Origin of the sequence: Sphingobacterium alimentarium (assembly GCF_004342685.1) — a bacterium.
Classification (GTDB): Bacteria; Bacteroidota; Bacteroidia; order Sphingobacteriales; family Sphingobacteriaceae; genus Sphingobacterium; species Sphingobacterium alimentarium.
In genome coordinates, this window is sequence record NZ_SMBZ01000016.1 from 1 (window position 1) to 24,444 (window position 24,444).

Annotated in this window: 19 protein-coding genes, 2 tRNA genes and 1 pseudogene; 6 read left to right on the forward strand and 16 right to left on the reverse strand. The window is 38.7% G+C overall.

What is annotated here, in order from left to right; translation table 11 throughout:
• Positions 1-218: pseudogene (locus tag EDC17_RS17220) on the reverse strand (IS5/IS1182 family transposase); the annotation flags it as partial.
• Positions 219-435: 217 nt separating this feature from the next.
• On the opposite strand from EDC17_RS17220, the gene EDC17_RS07400 reads away from it, so the two are divergent.
• The 4 genes from EDC17_RS07400 to EDC17_RS07415 all read left to right on the forward strand — a co-directional run bounded on the left by EDC17_RS07400 (position 436) and on the right by EDC17_RS07415 (position 9,575).
• Complete coding sequence (locus tag EDC17_RS07400; protein WP_132777460.1) at positions 436-5,718, forward strand: translocation/assembly module TamB domain-containing protein; 5,283 nt, start codon at positions 436-438, stop codon at positions 5,716-5,718.
• Positions 5,708-8,035: a translocation and assembly module lipoprotein TamL gene (tamL, locus tag EDC17_RS07405; RefSeq protein WP_243646074.1), complete on the forward strand. Its 2,328-nt coding sequence runs from the start codon at positions 5,708-5,710 to the stop codon at positions 8,033-8,035. Before EDC17_RS07400 ends, tamL begins: the two co-directional genes overlap by 11 nt.
• A gap of 87 nt (positions 8,036-8,122) precedes the next feature.
• Entirely contained in the window at positions 8,123-9,061 is a 939-nt protein-coding gene (locus tag EDC17_RS07410; RefSeq protein ID WP_132777462.1) for a malate dehydrogenase, read from the forward strand.
• Between the two features lie 70 nt (positions 9,062-9,131).
• On the forward strand, positions 9,132-9,575 hold the full coding sequence (locus EDC17_RS07415; RefSeq protein WP_132777463.1) for a retropepsin-like aspartic protease: 444 nt from the start codon (positions 9,132-9,134) through the stop codon (positions 9,573-9,575).
• A 63-nt stretch (positions 9,576-9,638) separates the two neighbouring features.
• On the opposite strand, the gene EDC17_RS07420 is transcribed toward EDC17_RS07415, so the two are convergent.
• The 8 genes from EDC17_RS07420 to thrS form a co-directional block, all read right to left on the reverse strand.
• Positions 9,639-12,239: a DUF3857 domain-containing protein gene (locus EDC17_RS07420; RefSeq protein WP_132777464.1), complete on the reverse strand. Its 2,601-nt coding sequence runs from the start codon at positions 12,237-12,239 to the stop codon at positions 9,639-9,641.
• 134 nt (positions 12,240-12,373) lie between these two features.
• Positions 12,374-12,766 carry a M20/M25/M40 family metallo-hydrolase gene (locus EDC17_RS07425; protein ID WP_132777465.1) on the reverse strand — a complete coding sequence of 131 codons (393 nt, stop codon included), beginning with the start codon at positions 12,764-12,766 and terminating at the stop codon, positions 12,374-12,376.
• A 59-nt stretch (positions 12,767-12,825) separates the two neighbouring features.
• Positions 12,826-13,374, reverse strand: a complete 549-nt coding sequence (locus EDC17_RS07430) for a zinc-binding metallopeptidase family protein (protein ID WP_132777466.1) — start codon at positions 13,372-13,374, stop codon at positions 12,826-12,828.
• 284 nt (positions 13,375-13,658) lie between these two features.
• Entirely contained in the window at positions 13,659-14,726 is a 1,068-nt protein-coding gene (locus EDC17_RS07435) for a LacI family DNA-binding transcriptional regulator (protein ID WP_132777467.1), read from the reverse strand.
• Between the two features lie 251 nt (positions 14,727-14,977).
• Complete coding sequence (gene rplT / locus EDC17_RS07440; protein WP_132777468.1) at positions 14,978-15,322, reverse strand: 50S ribosomal protein L20; 345 nt, start codon at positions 15,320-15,322, stop codon at positions 14,978-14,980.
• A 99-nt stretch (positions 15,323-15,421) separates the two neighbouring features.
• Positions 15,422-15,622, reverse strand: coding sequence for a 50S ribosomal protein L35 (rpmI, locus tag EDC17_RS07445; RefSeq protein ID WP_132777469.1), 201 nt, complete (start codon positions 15,620-15,622; stop codon positions 15,422-15,424).
• 39 nt (positions 15,623-15,661) lie between these two features.
• A complete protein-coding gene (infC, locus tag EDC17_RS07450; protein WP_394343352.1) occupies positions 15,662-16,186 on the reverse strand; it encodes a translation initiation factor IF-3 in 525 nt (174 codons plus the stop codon).
• A gap of 48 nt (positions 16,187-16,234) precedes the next feature.
• Positions 16,235-18,160, reverse strand: a complete 1,926-nt coding sequence (thrS, locus tag EDC17_RS07455; RefSeq protein ID WP_132777471.1) for a threonine--tRNA ligase — start codon at positions 18,158-18,160, stop codon at positions 16,235-16,237.
• A 202-nt stretch (positions 18,161-18,362) separates the two neighbouring features.
• Between thrS and rlmF the strand changes: the two genes are divergently transcribed.
• Complete coding sequence (rlmF, locus tag EDC17_RS07460) at positions 18,363-19,238, forward strand: 23S rRNA (adenine(1618)-N(6))-methyltransferase RlmF (RefSeq protein WP_132777472.1); 876 nt, start codon at positions 18,363-18,365, stop codon at positions 19,236-19,238.
• 100 nt (positions 19,239-19,338) lie between these two features.
• A complete protein-coding gene (locus EDC17_RS07465; RefSeq protein WP_132777473.1) occupies positions 19,339-19,680 on the forward strand; it encodes a hypothetical protein in 342 nt (113 codons plus the stop codon).
• Positions 19,681-20,113: 433 nt separating this feature from the next.
• Here EDC17_RS07465 and EDC17_RS07470 read toward each other — a convergent pair whose 3' ends face one another.
• From EDC17_RS07470 to mgtE, 7 genes are all read right to left on the reverse strand, one after another.
• A complete protein-coding gene (locus EDC17_RS07470) occupies positions 20,114-20,428 on the reverse strand; it encodes a hypothetical protein (RefSeq protein ID WP_132777474.1) in 315 nt (104 codons plus the stop codon).
• Positions 20,429-20,437: 9 nt separating this feature from the next.
• Positions 20,438-20,788 carry a hypothetical protein gene (locus EDC17_RS07475; protein WP_165894382.1) on the reverse strand — a complete coding sequence of 117 codons (351 nt, stop codon included), beginning with the start codon at positions 20,786-20,788 and terminating at the stop codon, positions 20,438-20,440.
• Complete coding sequence (locus EDC17_RS07480; RefSeq protein WP_132777476.1) at positions 20,781-21,569, reverse strand: hypothetical protein; 789 nt, start codon at positions 21,567-21,569, stop codon at positions 20,781-20,783. The genes EDC17_RS07475 and EDC17_RS07480 overlap by 8 nt, the downstream gene beginning before the upstream one ends.
• Before the next feature lie 57 nt (positions 21,570-21,626).
• Entirely contained in the window at positions 21,627-22,088 is a 462-nt protein-coding gene (locus tag EDC17_RS07485) for a patatin-like phospholipase family protein (protein ID WP_132777477.1), read from the reverse strand.
• A 380-nt stretch (positions 22,089-22,468) separates the two neighbouring features.
• Positions 22,469-22,542, reverse strand: a tRNA-Asn gene (locus tag EDC17_RS07490).
• A gap of 80 nt (positions 22,543-22,622) precedes the next feature.
• Positions 22,623-22,696 (reverse strand) — tRNA-Asn (locus tag EDC17_RS07495).
• A 111-nt stretch (positions 22,697-22,807) separates the two neighbouring features.
• A complete protein-coding gene (gene mgtE, locus EDC17_RS07500) occupies positions 22,808-24,187 on the reverse strand; it encodes a magnesium transporter (RefSeq protein ID WP_132777478.1) in 1,380 nt (459 codons plus the stop codon).
• Positions 24,188-24,444 lie beyond the last annotated feature (257 nt).

Consider the following 24,444-nt stretch of genomic DNA (forward strand, 5'->3'; position numbering starts at 1 on the left):
ATATTGCGGATATGCTTCAAAATCAACAGACCAACCATCAAGCGGATCGGTTTGGCTGGACGTCCGTTATCCTGGCAATACAGAGGGCTAAATTCAGTCTCAAACAACTGCCAATCAACGCGGTTAGCCAAAATATAAAGAGGGTGTTTGTGACTCAAGGTATCTTCTAAAGTGAAGAAGAAACTGGATTGATTTGTGGTCTTTTTCTTCGCTAGCATAGGGTTGAGTTTGCAAGGTTTCTACACTAAATATACGGAATCTGGTAAATAAAAACAATAGAATATATAATTAAGTATCTGAATTTCAATATAGTAAACTCTTTTTAAGGGCTGACTAATTAATTATTTTTATCCTAAACCTTAAAAAAGTAAACTTTTCCACTATTTTTATGTTATTATTTAAGTATTAATATTTAATAAGTAGATAGACTTAGCTTTGAACAGATTTACTCGCGTTGCTGTACGTATTTTCCTATGGGTCATAGGTTCCATTATTGCTTTATTATTGCTGCTGGTATTTCTTGTACGTCTACCTGCTGTGCAAAACTATATTGCAGGTAAAGTATCAAATTACCTTGAAAACAAAATCGGCACCCCAGTGGATATTGGGTATGTAAACATCACATTTCCGAAGATGCTGGTGTTAGAAAATGTATATTTTGAAGACCAAACGCAGGATACGCTGGTTTCGGGCGAAAAAATAAAAGTGGACATCGATATGTTCAAGATCCTTAAAAACACAATCGAAGTCCAAGAAATACAACTCGAAGGCATTACTGCCAAAATAAAGCGTTCAGCGCCGGATGGTAATTTCAACTTTGACTATATAGTTAAAGCTTTTTCTTCCGAAAAAGAAAGCACTGTAACGGCCCCCGATACCTCATCTGCTCTGATCTTCAAACTCGATAAAATTGGTTTGCAACGTATCCACTTTGTGTATACCGATGATATGATTGGTACTTCAGCGGATTTACGACTGAATAAGTTCGACACCCGGGTCAAAACTTTTGACTTGGCGAGCAACATGACTTTTGATCTGCCCAATATCAATATAGATGGTCTGACAGCTGATGTCAAACAGTGGGCACCGATGACCGAATCCAAAGAGGTAAAACCTGAAGATTTTGGTATCACCGACGCCACAGCCAATACTACTTCGCTCCTACCGAATCTTGGAACCGAAACCATTACGCTCAAAAATATATTCGTGAAGTATGAGGATGCCTCATCCGCCATGAAAACCAAATTTGATATCAAGAATCTTTCTGCTAATGTAGATCGAATTGACTTGAATGAAGAGGTTGTAAAACTCAAAGAGGTTATCTTGGATCAATCGGACTCGTATGTCATATTTGACCCAATAAATAAAACTAAAGAACCAGACACTTCATCTGCACCTGTGAATTGGGTAGTTTCGGCAGACAAAATAGCCGTCGACAAAACAAATTTCATATTCCGAGACAATAATCAAGCACGCACAAAAGGATTTGACTATGGAAATATAGGTATAAAAGACCTCGCTGGATCAATAAAAAGCCTTTACTATTCCAATGATTCCATTTCGGGTGCTGTTCAGAATTTAACCGCCAAGGATCATTCGGGTTTATACCTTAAGCAATTGCAAGCCGATTTTATTTATGGTAATAATGGCGCTGTGATAGAAAATCTATTGGTGCAAACCCCGAAAACTATAATCAGGGATTATATAAAAATCACTTATCCATCGTTGGACGCGGTATCCAAATACCCTCAATTGGTTCAGGTCGATGCGCGTATCCGCAAAAGCCAGATTGATATGACCGACATCAAGTACTTTGCTCCTGATTTGGAGCAGATGGATGTCATGAAGCCACTAATGACACGCAGTTTTTATATCGACGGTCGAGTTGCGGGTCGATTGGATGATTTGAATATCCCAAATATTGAATTCAAAACACTAGATAAAACGCACATTATTGCTTCTGCACGGATTAAAGGTCTGCCAGATACCGATAAATTGGTTATTGACCTCAATCTCAAAAAACTTACTACGGGCAAAGCAGATTTGGAGCGTTTGATAGCTAAATCATTGCTGCCGCAAGATATGGCTTTCGAATATCCTAATTCTATATCCCTCACCGGAACTTTCAAAGGCGGTATGAATGGATTTGACACCAATATGAAGTTGGTGACAGAAAAAGGAAATGCTGCAGTAGATGGATACTTGACTATGGGTAGTCGCGATACCACTTACGATGCGCATATCAGTATCGACAATTTTAATATTGGTCATCTGTTGAAGCAAGATTCTGTATTAGGAATTATCTCTGCTGATGCACAAGTTAAAGGTCGAGGCTTGAATCCTAAAACGATGGATGCTGATGTAAAAGGGACAATCAATCGTTTCGACGCAATGGGATATGGTTACCATGATATCAATCTGGACCTCATGGCGCAAAGCGGAGATATTGCAGGAACTATCAATAGCACGGACCCGAATATTCGATTCAACGCCAATCTGGCTGCCGATATGAGTGCGACCTATCCTAAGGTAAAACTCAACATGATGATTGATTCGGTAAATCTGCAGAATCTAAAATTGATAGATGACAACTTCCGCTATCACGGAAAAATCGATGCGGATTTCGAAACTGCGGATTTAAATTTCCTTAACGGTAGGCTTAATATTACCCAATCCTCGATTGCATACAACGAAGAACGTTATGCCCTAGACACGATATCCCTGATAGCGCGTGCAGACACTTCGCGCAATACGCTGATGCTACGTTCTGAATTCTTGCGTGCGCATCTGGTAGGACAATATAAATTGACGGAGTTGGGTGCTTCGATGCAAGACGTATTACGAGTTTATTATAATCCCAATAATGAACCGCCAAAAGAACTTAAATACGATGCACAGACATTCGAATTTTCAGCTACACTGAGTTATTCGCGATTCTTAAAAGATTTCTTCCCAGACATCGAGAAGATGAGCGACATCACCCTCGATGGTTCCTTCAATAGCCAGCAAAAAAATATTATGGCCAAATTATTGGCCCCTAGTGTCATTTATGGCGGCACAGAGATCAGTAATCTGGGTATGGATATTATCACCGTGGATAGCACCCTCTATTATTCAGCATTAATTGACAAAATCAAGGTCAATCAAATCGAACTGAAAAATACGGTATTAAGTGGTCAGGCCGTAGAGAACAATCTGGATTTTGGACTTTGGATCAAGGATAAAGAAGATAAAGATCGCTATCATTTAGGTGCAAGAATGGGCGTCGAGAAAGGAAATTATATCCTTAGCCTATTGGAAGATGGCCTGATGCTCAATTACGATACTTGGTCGACATCTCCAAGCAATCAATTGAGTTTTGGAAAAGATGGTATTCGTGCGCATGATTTTCTGCTTAGCAATGCGGGTCAGGAATTGCGTATCCAATCTCAGGATTCGACACTCAATTCACCTATAGACATCTTATTTAACAATTTTCGTATTGAAACCTTATCGGACATCCTCGAATCAGATGATTGGCATGTAGGAGGTGGTATTAACGGAGCTGCAACAATCTCGCGCCTTGACACCAAACCAGTCTTCGTATCGGATATCGAAATAAACAAATTCTATTTCGGACAAGATACTGTAGGAACTATTCTGCTCAATGTTCACAATCAAAAAGAAGACACATATACGGCAGACATACGTATTACCGAAAATGGAAATGATGTACAGTTATTGGGTGATTATTTTGCTCCTATTAATGGCAAACCATCATTTAAGGCATCACTCAGCCTAAAACCTTTAAAAATGAAGGCTATTCAAGCCTTCAGCATGGGCTATTTGCAAAATAGCGAAGGTGACTTAAGCGGTGTATTGGACATCAGCGGAGACCTAGAAAACCCTCGGATAGTGGGTGATTTGACATTCAATCAAGCAAAATTAAATGTGGCGATGTTGAATGCTGATTTTCTGATGGACAATCAAAAGATTAGCTTTACCAACCAAGGATTACAGTTCAGACAGTTCTTATTGAGGGATGGCAAAGGTAATGAAGCCAGATTGAATGGTACAATCCTGACAAAAACTTACACCGATTTCGATTTTAATCTCAATCTGACGACCAATAATTTTGCGGTAGTCAATTCTACGCGCGAAGATAATGACCTTTTCTACGGAAAGTTATACGCTACATCCAATATTCGTATCCGAGGTAATATGGATAAGCCGACTATTGATGGTAATGTATCCGCGAATGAAAATACTGATTTTGTATTTATAGTACCTAATGACAATCCAGGTATTGCTGAGCGTGACGGTGTGGTTAAGTTTGTGGACAAAAGCGATACAGCTCGTACCAACGTATTTGCCAAATTAGATTCACTAACCACGGCAACACGATTACAGGGTATGGATCTGTCACTCAACTTGAGTACAGACCGCGATGCAAAGTTCAAAATTATTATTGATGAAGGTTCGCAGGATGCCTTGAATATCCAAGGTGTAGCAGAGTTAACGACTACAATTGATGCAAGTGAGAAAATCACTATGTCAGGAACATTCACCGTCGAAGATGGTAATTATTCATTTAGCTTTGGTCCTATTAAAAAGGAGTTTGATTTTGAAAAAGGCAGTACCATCACCTGGAATGGAGATCCATTGGACGCACGTATGGATATTACAGCATTGTACAAAGGTCGATTCCCTACCTTGGATTTGGTAGCCAATCAAGTGGGAACCGAAAGTGCCAATCTTTACAAACAACGTATTCCATTTAATGTCAAATTATTTTTGACTGGTGAACTATTCAAACCACAAGTGAGTTTTGACATCGATTTGGATGAAAACAATGCTATAGTATCCCAAGATGTCGTATCCAAAGTGAACAATGCTTTAGTCGCGTTACGTGACGATCCCGCAGAATTAAATAAGCAAGTCTTCTCCCTGATTATTATGGGTCGTTTTATGTCTGCCAATCCATTCGAAAGTTTGTCTGGAGGTGGCGGTGTAGAGGGTATTGCACGTAGTTCGGTAAGTTCATTCCTGACCAGCCAACTTAACAATTTGGCTTCTGACCTGATCAAAGGCGTCGAACTGGATTTCAACTTACAGTCCGAACAAGATTACTTATCAGGCTCAGCCCAAAATCGTACCGACTTAAATATTGGATTGTCAAAAATGTTATTTGACGATCGCCTGAAAATCACCATAGGTTCTAATTTTGAGGTGGAAGGAAAAACACGTCCAGGAGAAAAACCTAATAATATCGCTGGAGATATTTCGTTGGATTACCAACTCTCCAAAGATGGCCGATATTTTGCACGTGTGTACCGCAAAAACCAATATCAAGCTACTTTACAAGGTCAATTTGTGGAGACAGGTATAGGTTTCATTATCAACATGAACTATAATCAATTCAAGGAATTATTTATGAATGAAAAGGCCCTAGCGGAATATACAAACACAAATAATAGTGATTTCAGAAAAAGATTTAATGTAGAAAGAATGGAAACGGATTCAGTATATCGTGACAGTGTACGCCTTGTCATTCGTGATAGTATGATGAAACATAATCCTACCTATCGCAAACGAGTGGAAGAACAGCGTCAGAAAGAAGAATTGAACAAAAGTCTACAGGATTCTACGAATAATACAAACGATAGCATACCAAAACCGTCCATAAAAGATACAGCTATTCGCAATGAAGATGAGGAAAGGAGATCGAATGAAAAGTAATAAACTGAGCTTAACACTATGGAGTGTTATCTGCTTTTCCATTATGTCATGTAGCACGACCAAACATCTTCGAGAAGGCGAAAAATTATATGTCGAAGGCGATGTGAAATTGGAAATGGACAGCAATGTCAACGTGGAGCGCAAGGAAGCTTTTGAAGAACATCTTGAGGGCCTTCTCATGCCTAAACCCAACAAAAAAGCTTTAGGTATACGTTGGAAATTATTGTTTTGGAATGCGGGTGGAGGATATGACTCCACTAATAATATTGTAAGAAGATGGCTCAAAAACCGGGGTGAAGAACCTGTGCTTTTAAGTGACGTAAACCGCGAGTACAACGAAAATCTTTTACGCAACAGAATGGAAAATCTTGGATTTTTCAATGCTACCGTAAGTTCCGACACGAGTATTGATGACAAGACAGCAAAAATAATTTATACTGGTATTCCACGTAAAATTTATCGCATCGATTCTGTCGTATTTGATATTGACTCGACAACTAATATTGGCAAGGATATTATCGCCACAAAATCAGAATCCTTATTAAAGAAAAATTCAAACTACAATCTGGATGTCATCGTCAATGAACGTGACAGAATAGATAATGATCTTAAAAATAAAGGCTATTATTATTTCAGCCCCGAAAATATATTGGTAGAGGTGGACAGCACGATCGGTGACCACAAAGTCAACATGTATGTCACCATCAAGCCAGAAACTACACAACAAGCGAAGGAACCGCAAAAAATCGGTGATATCTTTATTTTTCCGAATTACACGCTCACTTCGCAGGGCTACACCCGCAGACCCAATACGGAATATTTAGATTTGTTTGATGACAATTATTATGTAATTGATAGACAAAATACATTCAGACCACGTGTGCTGACGAATCACATATTCTTCGAGCGCGGAAGATTATATGACCGCTACAATCACAATCTGACGATAAATCATTTGGTGAATTTAAATGCGTTCAAGTTTGTAAAAAATAGCTTTGTGCCAAATCCGGATTCGGCAAATACGTTGGATGTATTTTATCACCTCACTCCCCTTCCAAAAAAATCTATTCGGGTAGAATTGTTGGCAAAAACCGCTACCGTGTATAATGGTTCGGAAGCCAATGTGACTTGGACACTTCGCAATGCATTCAAAGGCGCAGAAACGGTCAGTGTGAATGTCTTTGGGGGCTATGAAACCCAAACGGGTGGAAATGTCAATCTAAATTCGTCCTATTATCGCTATGGTGCAGAGGTTGCTATTACTTGGCCGCGCCTGCTCTCTCCTTACAAGTGGACACCAGGAAGGCGTTTTATTCCGAAAACATACTTGAAGTTGGGCTATGAGTTCTTGAATAGGCGTACTGCCTATACCCTCAATTCTTCGAGTCTGAATTATGGTTATATCTGGAAAGAAAATGAGCAAAAGCAGCATGACCTGACCCTTGCCGAAATCATTTACGTGCAGCCTCGCAATATTTCGGAAGCGTATCAAGCTCAAATGGACACCGTGCCTACCCTTCGTCGTATCGTTGAGCCTCAATTCTCTTTTGGTCCGAATTATACCTATACGTTTACCAACACCATGCAAGAAAGCCTAAAAAATACGTTCTATTTTAAAGGTGGATTAAATCTTTCGGGTAATGTACTAGGGCTAATCCAAGGGGCTAGTTATAAAAATGATAATCAAAAAGAACTTTTTGGTACGCGATATAGTCAATTTGTGAAAATTGAAGGCGATGGTCGTCACTACCTGAAATTAGGACAACATTCACAACTTGCATCGCGCATTATGCTGGGTATGAGTTATTCGTATGGTAACTCTAGATCTTTGCCGTACCTCAAACAATACTATTCTGGTGGTCCTAATGGATTGCGTGCATTTAGAGCCCGCGCTGTTGGCCCAGGTTCTTCAATGCCCGAAAATTTGGGTGAAGAAAATTTCTTTGCCGACCAAACTGGAGACTACAAGCTGGAGTTAAATACAGAATATAGAAATCGTCTTGTTGATTTTGGCGTCGGCATTCTTAATTGGGCTGCATTCATTGATGCCGGAAATGTCTGGTTACAAAATCGCGATGATGGCAAACTGGGCGGCAAGCTATCTAAGGAATTTCTTTCTGAATTGGCGGTAGGTGCCGGCGCAGGTTTACGATTTGACTTCACCTTCTTGGTCCTACGTACGGATTTAGCTATCCCTGTCCGTGTTCCATACTTGCCTAAAGGTGATCGTTGGGTCTTTAAAGACATCGATTTCAAAGATTCAGACTGGCGTAGAAATAACTTAGTATTCAATTTGGCTATCGGCTATCCATTTTAACATAAAAATGGTAATTTAAAATTATTGATATATACCAAAAGTCTCTGATTTTGATTATATTTAGCTATAACTAAAACCTGTTTATATATGAAAATAACGGTTATCGGAGCTGGAGCTGTAGGAGCTACTACAGCGGACAATATTGCTAGAAAAAATTTTGCTGAAGAAGTCATTTTATTAGATATCAAAGATGGTTTTGCCGAAGGTAAAGCGCAGGATATGATGCAAACCGCTGCATTATTAGGATTTGATACAAAAATAAAAGGGGTTACAAATGATTATCTACAGACAGCTGGTTCAAGCATTGCGGTGATTACCTCTGGTATCCCAAGAAAGCCCGGGATGACCCGTGAAGAGTTGATTGGTACGAATGCCAATATTGTCAAGGAAGTGGTGGATAATTTGGTGAAATATTCCCCAGATATCATCATTCTGGTTGTTTCCAATCCGATGGATACTATGACATATTTGGCGTACCAAGTAGCAGGGTTACCCAAAAACAGAATAATCGGAATGGGTGGTGCATTGGATTCATCGCGATTCAAATACCAGCTGGCAACCAAATTAAACGCTTCTCCTGCTGATCTAAATGCTATAGTCATTGGTGGACACGGTGATACTACGATGATTCCACTCATCAATAAGGCGACGTGGAATAGTATTCCTGTTAAAGATTTTCTGGAAGAGATAGAAAAAGAAGAAATCGTGCAAAAAACAATGGTGGGCGGAGCGACATTGACAGCATTGATAGGCACATCCGCATGGTATGCTCCAGGTGCAGCCGCAGCAGCGATGGTCGAAAGTATTGCTTTGGATCAAAATAAATTATTTACCGCATCAGTGTACTTGGAAGGTGAATTAGGAGAAAGCGATATTTGTATTGGCGTGCCGGTAGTCATCAACAAAAATGGGTGGGATAAGGTTGTGCCAATTCAATTGGATGAAGAAGAAAGTGCTAAATTTAAGGCAAGTGCTTCCGCGGTACGCGCTATGAATGCTGTACTAAAGGATAGCAATATCCTATAATTCGAAATATAAACTTTCTTTATATTTGAGAGGACTTATTGGGTCCTCTTTTATTTTTATAAGCTGTAACATGAAGATTATTCCGTTTGAAATTTTGCCTTTGCAACAAGAAGGCGTTCATCCTATCCTCCATATTGAAATCCTCGATAAAAAATTCAAAATGGTATTGGATACTGGAGCCTCAAAGACCGTGTTGGATCGAACAACTTTATTAGAATCGGGAATAGATGAGCAAACATTAATCGAAACCAGTATATTATCCTCTGGACTAGGGACTAATGAAATGCAGTCGGCCATGTATGTCCTTCCCTACCTGAAAATTGGCAATTGGATATGCAAAAAATTTGAAGTCGCCGTATTGGATCTCTCCAGCATTAATTATGCTTACTCCCAGATTAACGCAGATCCCGTAGTGGGTGTCCTTGGCGGTGATATTTTATATAAATACGGGGCTGTAATCAATTACAAAAAGCGCACGTTACAATTAAATGAGCGGGCAACCAAAATGAAGTAACTCGCATAACGCCTGCAAATGCGTTAAAACCCTCCACAATTTATGTGGAGGGTTTTTAAAAAATTATTTTATATCGCTAATATTTTCCCATTCGATATTATTCATATCACGAATTTCCTCGTTTTCACCAGAATATGTATTCACAAATACATTTTTAATATTTTCTGATTTTAGAACATAACTTCCCCAAACGAAAGTGAAAATCAAATTTCTAAGTATGTCTGGAATCACCTCTTGAGCAGAAACCTGAGTCGGCATCAATAAATAAGCAAAAGTTGTATCTAATAGAATGAATGAAAGATTCAAAATAAGGACAAATAATACAGTCTGTGGGAAAATATCCCGTTTATTGAAATACAAGACAAGGGTATATATAAACAAGATAACCAATACCGTATTCGCAAAAATCTCAAATACAATAAGTCCTGAATAATACAGTCCATTAATATTTAAATATTTATGAGCAATCCAGACACTCTCCACTAATAAGGAATGATCGGAAAAGAAAAAATATAAAAGTTTAATGGTTGACGCAACGAGTGAAAAACCTAAGAACACAGTCCAGCCATTCATACGCGCATCATATTCAATTCTTTGCGGGAAAACCAAATATTTAGGTGACGTTCTATGATAATATTTGATTATAAATGTCAGCGTAATAATTATAGTAAGGATGACTATGAGATAAGATAACCAGGATGGAGAACCGAAAAAGTCCGCTCCTTCTAGCGTTCCATTCTCCGCAATAAAAAAAGCATTATACAGATAATCATCTCTATCCACAAAATCCTGTTTGAATGCATCTACGTCCTTTTCGTCTATGTAAGAGGAATGAATTGAAAATTGATAAGCGATATTTAAAGTATCCTGATTTGTCATCACATGCTTTCCGTAACTATAAGCTGTTCTTTCTTTGAACATATTGTCTACCGGAAAATCCAAAGAGCTTCCATCGGCGTTCACTATTTTTATAACATGATTAATATCCATCGGGTAGGATAAACTTATTGGTCCCAAATGACTACCTTCTATCTCTGGAATATAATTGTTCACCTGATTGCCATACAGGGGTAATATTCGGTTTCCTGAATCCTTATCTAAAGTACCCAATTCGCTAATGCTATAGCTTTCAAAAACTTTAAAGACATTATGAGCCACATTATCTTCAAATCTTAGATTTTCTTTCTTTTCGGTTTTAGGATATAGGCGCGTATAATAATCTAAATAGGATTTTTGAATCTGATTTTTTGCTGTTGATTTAAAATAATTTCGGATCTCATCGGCACTTCCGCCTTCATAAATCGTTTCCACCAGCAATTGAGCTTTGTATCCCGCTTCCATCTTATAGGTTTCCACTATCTTTATTTTACGATTAGCAACCTTACTCAATCCTAATAGTTCTTTGGGTCTACTCGTACTCAACACTTGCCCATAATAAGGCAGATAACGGTCTTTAATATCTCCTCCTTGGTTACTAATCGTAGGGTCAATAATTTGGCTGCGGCCGTCGATATTAGTTTCCACAATCATATGATTGAAATGTAAAGGAGAGGGCAGTCTATCTCCTAATCCCGTATCAACCGTTGTATTTGCGAGCACCAAATACGCCTGTATACCTTTTGACTGAAGCATAGAAGCCAATAGGACAGACTTATCCTTACAATCACCATATCGCTGCTGAAATACCTTTTCTGGATTGTTGGCCCGATGCGAATATTCTCCTACTTCTACACCCATATAGCGGATGTCATTTTGGACAAACTTTGTTGCAACATCTAGAAAAGCATTCGTATTTCCTTTTGCCTCTTTCCAGAGTTTGTCGACATATTTGCCCAATGAACTATTGGGATTAATGGGTAAAATGGGATTGATGTTGGCAATCCAATCAGAGACTTCTTGCCAGTTGGTATATTCTGAACATTCGATATAATCAACATTTGTATACCAGCTAGGTGTGTTGAACGAATAAGAAGCCTTTTCAGTACCCGTCACATCCCAAGTATACACCTTATCGCTTCCAATATCCGTAACTACGGGATTAGGAGCATTTCTATAGGTTTTAAATTTTACAGTGCGATGATTCGGAATAATATAACGCCCATACACTCGACCTATGGGTTCATAAGACTGCAGGTAATAAGAGTCCGAAAATTTATTTTGAAACACACTATTAAATCCTTGGATAGAATAGGAAGAGATTATTTTATCATCCTTTCGCAGGTCATCAATGATGAAGTAAGCCGATTTCATTCCATTATAAATCGATCTTGTCAAATCATCTTCCAGAGACAACTGCTTTACCTGCTTAATATCTAGCTTATTAATACGATTACCATTGCGGATTACCGCCAATTCATGAAAAATAACCTTTTGATATTCGGGATTAAAATTAATGTTAATTTGACCTGCGCTCTCCGTTCCGGCATTATCAAAAACGACTTTGACATCTCTGTAAAATCGGGTCTTTGACTGAACATTTACTTGATATTCACAGGATTCGAAATAGTAGCCATCACTGATATCTTCCAAGTCCGGAACAATTGGCTTTGAATCTGGTGTAATCACCCAGCTCGGAACCTCGGATTGAGACAATTGGGCATAAACATTACTTATTCCGAGTCCTAAGAAAAGGAATAACAAGGATTTAAATAAAGAGAAATTCATATTTTAAGTTAATTACACGAATGTAATTAACTTTTTGTTCAGAAAAAGAAAATAGCTCCACATTTCTAAAAAATAAATGTGGAGCTACCTTTACACAACCTATCGGACATTATTAATCACTTGAAAACAACAAGTTAGTCATCAAGAAGTCTTAAAGCTGTATACATCATTCCCCCTATTGCCAAATCGAAAGCATCTTCATCAATTTGGAAAGTAGGTGTATGCAATTCGGAGCCAATGCCTTTCTGTTGATTGGCTATGCCTACCAGATAAAATACGGCTGGATAAGTCGTCGTATAATAGGCAAAATCTTCTGCCGCCATCCAAATTTCAGCCTCATGGACAGATTCTTTGCCATGAAATTCTATAAGCGAAGTCGTAATCTCATTCGTCAGCGCCACATGATTAATGAGTGCTGGATAGCCACGTCGGATTTCATATGTTACTGTAGCACCGTATAAAGCGGGCAATTCTTGAATTTGCTTTTCGATGATAGATAGAGCTTTACTACGCCAACTTTCATCCATTGTTCTGAAAGTACCTTCCAAATAGACTTCATTAGGAATGACGTTCGTCGCGCCATTAGCTATAAACTTCTCAATACCGAAGGTATAGCAGGATTAGCTAATCGAGAAACAATCTGTTGTAAAGAAATAACCAATTGGGAGGATATCACAACAGGATCAATATTCAAGTGTGGCTGTGCCCCGTGCCCTCCCTTGCCTTTCACAGTGATGAATATTTCGTCGCTAGAAGCCATAAATTTCCCAGCACGAATGGCTACATTAGCTACTTCGTATTTGGGTGACACGTGGAGCCCTACAACAGCTTTGATGTCGTAGCTATTTAATTTTTGGGATTCCAGAACCGCTTTTGCGCCCCCTGGGATTTTTTCTTCAGCTTCCAAGGCCGAATTCACAATCATTTCTCCTGATTTCAATTGGAATCCAACTAACCGAGCAGGCACACCTCTTACCACCGTAAAGATGTAATCCATTACAGTCTTAGGATCTTTCAAAAAGTGATTTCCTTGTATCGCTGCTGCAAAAACCTGGGGGCCATGATTGGCGAACTGCGCTTTCACTTGCACACTCAATGTCACCGTAAGTGCGAGTACTACTAATTTTTTAAGCATTTTATTTTTGTGTAATATTTAATAAAATGTGTTTCAACACATACATTCCACATCTGTTATAAATAATAGTCATATGACTGTATATCAATTCTTAAACAAGAAATACGACCAACTGTTAACGTTACCGAAATGACTTAATTAAAAAGGATTGTTGGATAATACACATAAATAATAAGTATAAAGTGATTCCTCTCTCATAATTAAGCCAGAAACTTCTAATTAATTGGGTTAGTATAATTTCCTTTATGCAAAGTATACAAAAAAATTAAAAACCCAAAATATTTTTAATTTTCGTAGAATGCATAATTTTCTTTGGTGAGGATATCAATGGGCATAGACTTGAATTCGTTCGAATATTCCTTCAATAGATAATAGCGGTACAAATGATGTAAAGCGAGGTATCCTTGCTTGTCAGGTCGTTGACAAATTAGAAAATCTACATACCCTTTTGCCAAATAATCCACATTCGCACTTAAAAAATCGAAACCAATAATGTATGGCTTTGTCAGCTCTTGATGATCCTGGAAAAACTTTCCTATTATTGATACACGTGAAGTGGTGACAAAAATAACATCCGGATGAAATTCATTCGTCATTCTCCATAGTTCTGGCTCAATCTCATCATAGTTGTTGAATGGAATATCTTTGACCGTCACATCCAAAGTCTTATCCGTGTTGTATAGATAATCAACAAAGCCATCTATTTTGGTCTGTAGGTATTTGTAGTTTTCTAGACCTTTGGCCACACTCAATATCAATACCTTGGCCCTATCTCCTACCAAGTACGAAGTTAAATTGCCGGCTAGTTTTCCGGTACTATATAAGTCTGGACCAATATAGCCCATCGAAGAATGGCCTTTTATATCCGAATTGATAAATAAGGTGTGGATATTTCGAGACTTACATTCCTGTACAAAAATCTTAGTCTCCTCTATAAATATAGGAGCAATAATCACAGCATTGAATTTCTTTGCTAAGATATTTTCGACAGCATCATGAAAAGTCTGTTGCGCTTCTTGATCAAAAAAGAAAACTTCTATGATTATTCCAAATGCACTAAACTCACTGATTCCTTTGTTGATACCATCCAGACACAATTGCCAATAACCTGTCTCCAGCGAAGTCCGAGGTATCAGCACCGCAAAACTCAGATTGTTTTTTACAGATAGCGAACGCGCGTAGAGATTTGGCTGATAATTATGCTCTTTGATGATCTCTTTTATCTTTTGCCTTGTCTTCTCTGATACATCCTTCCTATTATTCAACACGCGGTCTACCGTGGCTATTGATACATTAGCCAAGCGTGCTATATCCTTAATACCAATTTTTTTTTTCTCCTCGTGGTCACTCATAAATGTAAGTCTACTTGATTTTAATAATCACTAATCTATTAATATTTATCGAACCTGTAAAAAATGTATATCAGTTTTTGGTCTATTTTTGAGTTCCACAACTCCTATAAGGCTTCTTCGGAGGCCAACTAACTTCATTCGGCAAAGAAAGATTGATATGCATTGCCGTAAAAATATCTGTAAAAAAAAAGAAGGGAACTCTCACGAGTTCCCTTTATATCTAACAAATTGATAGCGGTTTAAAAACTAAATTATTTTACTGCATCAATAACTGCTTTGAAAGCATCTGGGTTGTTTAAAGCTAAGTCAGCTAAAACCTTACGGTTCAAACCAATGTTTTTAGCGTTTAATTTACCAATCAATTGAGAATATGAAATTCCGTGTTGACGAGCACCAGCGTTGATACGTTGAATCCATAAAGCTCTAAACTCGCGTTTTTTGGTTTTACGATCGCGGTAAGCGTATTGTAAACCTTTTTCTACTGTATTTTTAGCAATAGTATATACTTTGCTACGTGAACCGAAATAGCCTTTAGCTAATTTCATGATTCTTTTTCTTCTTCTTCTCGAAGCTACTGCGTTAACCGAACGTGGCATATTTTTTTAAATTAAATTTGGTATGAGGCGCTGTGTATCTCAACTAGCTTACGACCTGATACCCGGTTATAAAATATTGTTAATTGTGCTTGGAAACGATTATTTACCAATCGCTAACATGCGTTTTACGTTACCTGTATCACCATCAGAAACTAATTGTGAATGTGTCAAGTTACGTTTTTGTTTTGTAGTTTTCTTAGTCAAGATGTGGCTTTTGTAAGCGCTTTTTCTCTTGATTTTACCTGTTCCAGTCAACTTGAAACGTTTCTTAGCGCTGGAATTGGTTTTTACTTTTGGCATAATACTTATTATTTTATATCAATCTGTTAGAATATCTTTTTATTTTTTAGTTCCTTTTGGAGCCAAAGTTAAGAACATACGTTTTCCTTCCAATTTTGGTAATAATTCCACTTTACCATAATCCTCTAGTGCTTGCGCAAAACGTAATAACAAGATTTCACCTTGCTCTTTGAATACGATAGCACGACCTTTGAAGTGAACGTACGCACGTACCTTCTCCCCTGCTTCTAAGAAGCGCATAGCATGCTTTAATTTGAAATCAAAGTCATGTTCGCTGGTATTAGGTCCGAAACGGATTTCCTTAATAATCGTTTGCTTCGCATTCGCTTTGATTTCCTTTTGTTTTTTCTTTTGTTCGTAAATGAATTTGCTATAATCCACAATTTTACAAACAGGCGGTACAGCATTTGGCGAAATCTCTACTAAATCTAACTCCAACTCATCAGCCAATTCCAATGCTTTACGCGTAGGATACACTCCTGGCTCAACATTATCACCCACTAAACGTACTTCAGGCACACGTATAAACTCGTTGATACGGTGCTCTGGTTCTTTCTTTCTCATTGGTGGTCTTGGACCACTAGGTCTTTTTAATGCCAAATGTTTAAATTTTTAAACGGTTATTTCTTTTATTAATAAATCTCTAAATTCGTCTGCGGTCATAGATCCTAAATCCACTGACCCATGTTTGCGCACAGAAACTGTGCCACTTTCCATCTCTTTTTCGCCAACAATCAACATGTAAGGCATTTTTTTCACTTCAGCGTCGCGAATCTTACGTCCTACCTTCTCGTCACGAAGATCGATCAGACCGCGAATATCGGAATTATTTAGCGAATCTAAAAGATTTTGAGCATATTCTTCATATTTTTCTGACACTGGCAAGACTATAAATTGCTCAGGCGCAAGCCATAACGGAAACTGCCCTCCGCAGTGCTCGATCAATACCGCTACGAATCTCTCCAATGAACCGAATGGTGCACGGTGAATCATCACAGGACGGTGTTTTTGATTGTCCGAACCGGTGTATTCTAATTCAAAACGTTCTGGCAAGTTGTAATCCACTTGAATCGTTCCCAATTGCCATTTACGTCCCAAAGCATCTTTCACCATGAAGTCCAATTTAGGACCATAGAAAGCCGCTTCGCCGTATTCTACGACAGTTTTCAAACCTTTCTCTTCAGCTGCTTCGATGATAGCTGATTCAGCCAATGCCCAGTTTTCATCCGAACCAATATACTTAGAACGGTTTTCTGGATCTCTTAGCGACACCTGTGCAGTATAATCTTCAAATCCTAACGCACCGAATACATACAATACCAGGTCAATTACTTTTTTGAACTCGTCTTTCACTTGGTCTGGACGACAGAATAAGTGAGCATCATCTTGTGTAAACCCACGCACACGTGTCAATCCATGCAACTCACCAGACTGCTCATAACGGTAAACTGTACCAAATTCCGCAAAGCGAACTGGCAAGTCTTTGTACGAACGAGGTTTTGTTTTATAAATCTCACAGTGGTGTGGACAGTTCATCGGCTTCAAGAAAAACTCTTCACCTTCTACCGGTGTATGAATCGGTTGGAATGCATCCGCTCCATATTTCTCGTAGTGACCTGATGTGATATACAACTGTTTGTTACCAATATGCGGTGTAATCACAGGCTCATATCCTCCTTTCAACTGTGCTTTTTGTAAGAAATCTTGCAATTTCTGACGCAAAGCAGTCCCTTTTGGCAACCACAACGGCAAACCAGCTCCCACTTTTTCGGAGAAAGCAAATAATTCTAATTCCTTACCCAATTTACGGTGATCACGTTTCTTCGCTTCTTCGATGAATTTCAAATAATCTGTCAATTCAGAAGCTTTTGGGAAAGTCACCCCATAGATACGAGTCAACTGTTTGCGACTTTCATCACCTCTCCAATAGGCACCAGCTACGTTTGTTAATTTGATAGCTTTGATGAATCCTGTATTTGGAATATGTGGACCACGGCACAAATCCGTGAAATTTCCTTGCGTATAAAATGTGATAGAGCCATCTTCAAGATCTTTGATCAAATCTAGTTTGTACTCATCACCTTTTTCTGTGAAATATTCTAGCGCTTCCGCTTTGGAAACTGCTTTACGGGCGAATACTTCTTTTTGCTTCGCCAATGCCAACATCTTGTCTTCGATTTGTTTGAAATCATCGGACGAGAATTCTCTGTCGCCAAAATCTACATCATAGTAAAAACCGGTTTCAATATTTGGTCCAATACCAAATTTGATACCTGGATATAGTGCTTCTAAAGCCTCAGCTAATAAGTGAGCGGATGAATGCCAAAAGGTAGCTTTACCTTTATCGTCGTTCCAGGTCAACAATTTTACAGCGGAATCTTGCTCAATCGCACGTGAAGCATCCCATATTTCACCGTTTACCTCTGCAGCTAATACATTTCTAGCTAAACCTTCGGAGATAGACAACGCCACTTGCATAGCAGTTGTCCCTTTTTCGTACTGACGTACTGAGCCGTCAGGTAGTGTAATGTTAATCATCAACAATTATGATTTAAAATTATTAAAATATGCACCCCAAAAATCCAGATACAATGCTTACAAACACATTGCATATCCTCTAAATTCTAGGAAGTGCAAATTTACTAATATTTTACCCAAATAGAGAACGTATTGAAAAATGAAAAGCTTCTGACGAGCAATTATAATAATAACAGTACCTTTGTAAGGAAAATAATATTACATGCACAATAGAAATAAGCACTTACATGGGTATGATTTGCAAAAACTTAAATCCGCATACAAAGGTTTAAGCACTCATATCATCAAAAATAATGACAAAGACACCATAGACTTTTCGAATCCAAAATCTGTATTGGAATTGAATAAAGCCTTACTAATCGCAGATTACAAATTAAAATATTGGCAGCCGACACCGAATAGCTTGTGTCCTGCTGTACCAGGACGAGCAGATTATGTACACCATGTCGCCGATCTATTAGCAGAATCCAACAACGGCGTCATCCCGAGGGGTAAAAATGTTAAAATTTTGGATATCGGCACGGGATCAAGCATTATTTACCCATTAATCGGTGCGCAAGAATACGAATGGGATTTTGTGGGAACAGAAATCGACAGAAGCTCCATTCACCAAGCAGAAGTAAACGTCAACAAAAATATTTGGTTAAAGAAGAAAATCAAGCTACGTTATCAAGACGAGCGTGAAAGAATCTTGGATGGAATTATTTTTCCGGAGGACAAATTTGACGCCATCATGTGCAATCCGCCATTTTTCAAATCCAGAGAAGAAAATTGGGCTAAAAGCACGAAAAAGTTTCAAAATCTAAAGGGCGGAGAGACTCCAACGGTTCAAAACTTTGCCGGTCATCCCAATGAACTGTGGTGCCCAGGTGGCGAAAAATCGTTTATCACCCAGTTGATTTACGACAGTCAGAAATACAAAAATCAAATCAGATGGACGACTTCATTGGTATCGAGTAAAGATAACTTAAAGCCGCTAATAGCCGTCTTGGAATACCATAAAGCCGCTCAGATCAAAATAATTGATATGGAGCAAGGACAAAAGAAAATGAGAATCCTAGCTTGGCGCTGGGAATAATAGCGAAGCCTTCAAAATTTGAAGGCTTTTTTTGTTAGCATATGTAGCACAATTAAAAAACTTTTCGTTCAAAGATAAAACTAACTAAAAACTTAAAACTATGCGAACACTAACATTCATTCTGATTTTATTTCTTTTTTCCAACTGTAGCAAGAACAAAGAATTGACCACAGACAATCCATGCCATCAAGCCATGAAGGATAGATTCGACAGCGAATTGAAATGCACTGAAAAAGATAAAATGGAAGTAAACCTCTATTCGGGAAAATACGAAGAAAATGATCTCTATTTTCCAATGACCATGTGCCCTTCCTGTAATACTATACCTCCACAATTTGGTTACACCTGCGCTGGTCAAAAAATAAATATTTCTGATTTCAACACAAAAGTCACCGATATAAAACAAATATATAACTCGTGTACAAAGAAATTTGTAGACTAAAATAAAAAGTCTTCAAAATTGTTGAAGAGTTTTTGGTAACGCAATGTAATGGCATTAACACCATTTCGTTTAAAACAAAACCAACTTAAAACGCTTAAAACTATGCGAGCACTAGCATGCATTCTGGTTTTATTTCTTTTTTCCGACTGTAGCAAAAATAAAGAGTTGACGATTGACAGCCCATGTCACCAGGAAATGAAGGAGAGATTCGAAAGCGAATTGAAATGTATTGAAAAGGAACACAAGTCAACAAACCTCTTACACCTGCGGTGGAAGTAAGATTACTATTTTTAAGTTCCACACAACTGTCACAGTTATAAAACCAATTTACGATTCGTGTACAAAGACGTTTACTGAATAATGCAACGAAGCTTTCAAAAATTTCGCAGGCTCCGTTTTTCCCCATTCACTTCTAGAACACTACCCCACCCTGCTACCTCAATCTCTTAAACTTTTCTGGATTTTCAAATTTTGACACATCACACTTTTCAAAATTTACTCTCCCAAAAGATTCTCCACAAACATTATACAGCCAAAACGGATCGGATTTAAAGCGTTCAAAATCCTTTTTCAACTCTTCTTCCAAGAAATCGACCTTCATTTGGCATGCAGATGAAAAATTGCTGTAGTAGGTCGAAGCGTCATCTACTGAATATTTAAGAAGATGAATGTATTTGAGCAAATTATAACAAGTCGTAAACTGCCCACACGCAATTAGCGAAGCCTGGCTTAAATTCCTCTGTGCCATGGTATCAAATCAAAGCGTGGTACGCATCTCGAAAGCAACTTGCGCTACAACTTTCATACTCTTGCTTGCCACCCCTCCTGCTATTTCATCCCTTTTCGAATCGTTGGAGAAGGACAAATCATAGACATGATTTGTCATAATACGATATTGATATCTTTTGCTATTATAAGCCGCATTGTATAATAAATAGCGTATTCGCTTGAGGAATACATCATTATTCAACAGCAGAACGGAACTGATACGATCTTTGAGCATACGCAGAATTACGCCCACTGGAGTTTTGCCAAAGTGATCAAAAAGATTGTTTACGATGGAACCGGAGAAATTCTTATTAAGATCCAGCCCACCAATATTATGCACATTTCCTTTGATATACGAGCGCACAAACAACAATAAACTTAATCCAAGAGCACACAGAAGCGATATGACCGCTCCTGCTAGCACAAAAACTTTTTCGCTGAAGCTCTGTCGCATAATTCGTAAAAAAGCCCACAGCGACACCTGCAAGACCAATCAAGCACAGTACGGAAAGAATCAGCAGCAAAGTATTTATCGTTATCCCTTTTATTCCGGTATAAGATGAGCTATCCTGTGCAGGCTTATAGGGGTCCATAAAATCGCTTCCCACATCGTTTATAAGCATTAAGTCAAAAGGAGAAAAAGATGTTCCCGTTCGCTTAAGCCGTCGCTCCTGCGCATCCAAAATGCTTTCTAGGGCTTGATTATCGGTAATTCCTCCGTCCATCATTCCAAACTTAAATCCATCCACGATTTTTTCCGATGCAAAAGTTCGATTTATTACCTCATAGTCCGGATTTTCCGGAAGATTAAGGATGACGCGGTTGACCACCTCCTTCCCATACAATCGAGTCAATACATTCCGATCCATTTCTCTCAATTGTATATTCATTTTACCCAATAGTTCGCCTGGAGTCAATTTCTTATTATCCTCTTCGGTTAGTGCATTGTTGTAGGTAAAATCATCTGGGAAAATTATGGGCTCAAAACCAGCAGGAAAACAGGAGGAGGCCGCGAGCAAGTCAGAAAGCCTTAATTTCCCAGCTATATCCAAATCCAAATTGATGGCAAAATTACCATACCGAAACGTAACATCATCTTTGGCAGTCATATCCTCCTTCATTTTTATATTCTGCCTAAACAATAGTCCTTTATAAAATTCTGTGGCATTAAAACAGACTTATTCGAGGTGGCTAGGAGAATCTGAGCTATATAATTTACCGAGCAGGCTTCCCTTAAACAAAATAGAATCGTAGGCCAGCGCGAAAGCGTTAATTAAGTTTCTTTTCTTATCAGGACGATTCTCCCAGACACTATCTTCATTTAGGATCTTGAATACATTATCCAACAATACGGTCCCCTGCATATTCTCGAAGAGATTTTTGTAAAATTCCCCAAAAGGCTTACCTGCCACACTATTTTGTGCGTACATCGCATTGGCTATTGTCCCTCCAGAAGCAGAGGAAATAAAAGTGACATTTTCGAGCAAAGAAGTTTGGTTCTCCTGCTGCAGCTGAGGAAGATAGCTCAACACGCCTAACCCGAACGATGAAGCTCTAGAACCTCCTCCTGAAAACGCTAACGCAATATGACCAAAAGGAGTCTCCTCCCTATCAGGTTCCTTTATAGATAGATTTTTCATAAAAATAGGGTTTAAAGTCGTTTGGTTAATTTTAGAAGCTATTTAGTCCGTTCCTCTTCAGGCTTTCCCCACATCCATCAAACCTTACAAATGACAGGAAACGCAGGACTTAAAGTTAGAAAATAATATTTAAACATCTTATAGCAAACGATTTAAAGCTAAATACAGAAGATATCCTTTTCAAAAATATACTCCGCAAGATGCAATCTGCTACACATTTTTTGGAAGGATAGGTTTAAAGGGATCTGATTTACAGAAAAGAATAAGATGAATGAATGACTAAAGTTAGGAAACATGATAAAAGGAAAGCTCAGGGAATGATTCGTAGAAAATCACTAAAAACAAAAAAGCCTTTAGAATTTCTAAAGGCTTTAATTTTGCTCTTCCTCTTGGGCTCGAACCAAGGACCCTCTGATTAACAGTCAGATGCTCTAACCAGCTGAGCTAAGGAAGAATTTGAAACTATACAGTTTCTGGTTAAATCATTATGTCAAGTTTTCACTTGGAAGTCTGACGACATTAGACTTCTTTTTGCTCTTCCTCTTGGGCTCGAACCAAGGACCCTCTGATTAACAGTCAGATGCTCTAACCAGCTGAGCTAAGGAAGAATTCAACCTACTCGTTTCCGTTTCGGTGATGCAATTATCGGAAGTTTTAGAGAGTTCTGCAAACATTTTTTAAAGGTTTTTTACAACTTACTCATTCCCAATAAGAATATTTTACAACAAAACCCCTTGCAAAAGCAATGTAGCGAAGGTAAAGTATATAATTAGCCCTGTGACATCGACCAAAGTTGATACAAATGGTGCGGATGAACTCGCTGGATCGGCACCTAGTCTTCTCAACGCAAAGGGAAGCATGGAACCCACGACAGATCCCCAAAGCACCACACCTACCAGAGAAAAACTGATCACCAAACCAATCAACACCCAATGCTCTCCGTAGTATTCTGAAAAAAGTTGCCAGGTAGCAATTCGAACAAATCCCAAAGTTCCTAAGATCAATCCCAGGATAGAACCCGAAACAAATTCTCGACGCATGACGCGCCACCAATCTGACAGCGTTACTTCGCCCATAGCCATAGCTTGAATAATCAATGTCGAAGCCTGTGATCCACTATTACCACCACTGGACATGATTAGCGGCATCAACGCAAACAACACGATAGCACTCGCCAATTGCGACTCAAAATGATCAATCACGGTGGTGGTCAACAATTGCCCTAAGAAAAGCACAATAAGCCATCCTGCACGCTTCTTGACCAAGTGCATGATCGTCACATCCAGATAAGGCTCATCTAAGGCTTCAGTACCACCGAAACGTTGCATATCCTCCGTATACTCTTCGTTGGCTACCCAAAGGATATCATCAATCGTCACGATACCCAACATGATCCCTTGCTCATCGACTACCGGAAGAGCGACACGATTGTTCATCCGGAAGATGGTCACCGCTTCCTCCTGCGGATCATTTGCATTCAGCGAAATCATTCTATTATCAATCAACTCGCCAACCTGAGAATCCGGCGAAGCCAAAAGAATATCCTTAATCCGAATATCGTCAATAAGTCTACCATCCGAATCCAAGACATACAAAACATCAATCGTCTCGGAAGCACTACCGTATCGACGAATGTGATCCAATATGCGATTGATAGTCCAGTGCTCCTTGACCGTAATGTAATCCGGCGTCATCAGACGACCCACACTATCTTCGGGATATCCAAGCAGCGATAAAGCCTCTTTGCGTTCATCGGGAGTCAGCAACGTGATGAGTCGTTTTACGACATCACCTTTGAGCTCACCAAAGAAAGACGTACGGTCATCGGGAGGCATCTCATTCAATATCTCACGAACCTTATTTGCTGAAAGTTTTTTGAAGATACGTTCCTGTGTGGGGAAGTCCAGGATACGAAACACATTTACTGCGCGATTTAAATCTAAAGTTTCAAGGAAAAGGGAACCGTGTTCGGGAAGCTCATCGATTAACTCTTCGACATCAGAAATGTTTAATTCATTCAAGTAGTCCGCCAGCTCTTGAAGATTTCCTACCTCAATAAGCTGTTCGAGTTTTTCGACATGCATTTCCAATTCTTCCATATAGCTCCTCCAGAAATTATTTCCCTACATTGGTGTCTGACTTTAGTTTGTTGCAAAAGTCGCTTTTTTATCGCATAAAATATAATATTATTTTTTACTAAAAAGCTTCTATTATTACTCCCGAAAAAGACAAAATGTCATTCCAAGGAATTACCAAATCTCTACATATTTGGTAATCGAAAAGCGCCGCATTCATACTTCTTTGACCAGAGACATCACACACCTACATCTATCACCCATCAGCAAAATCACAATTA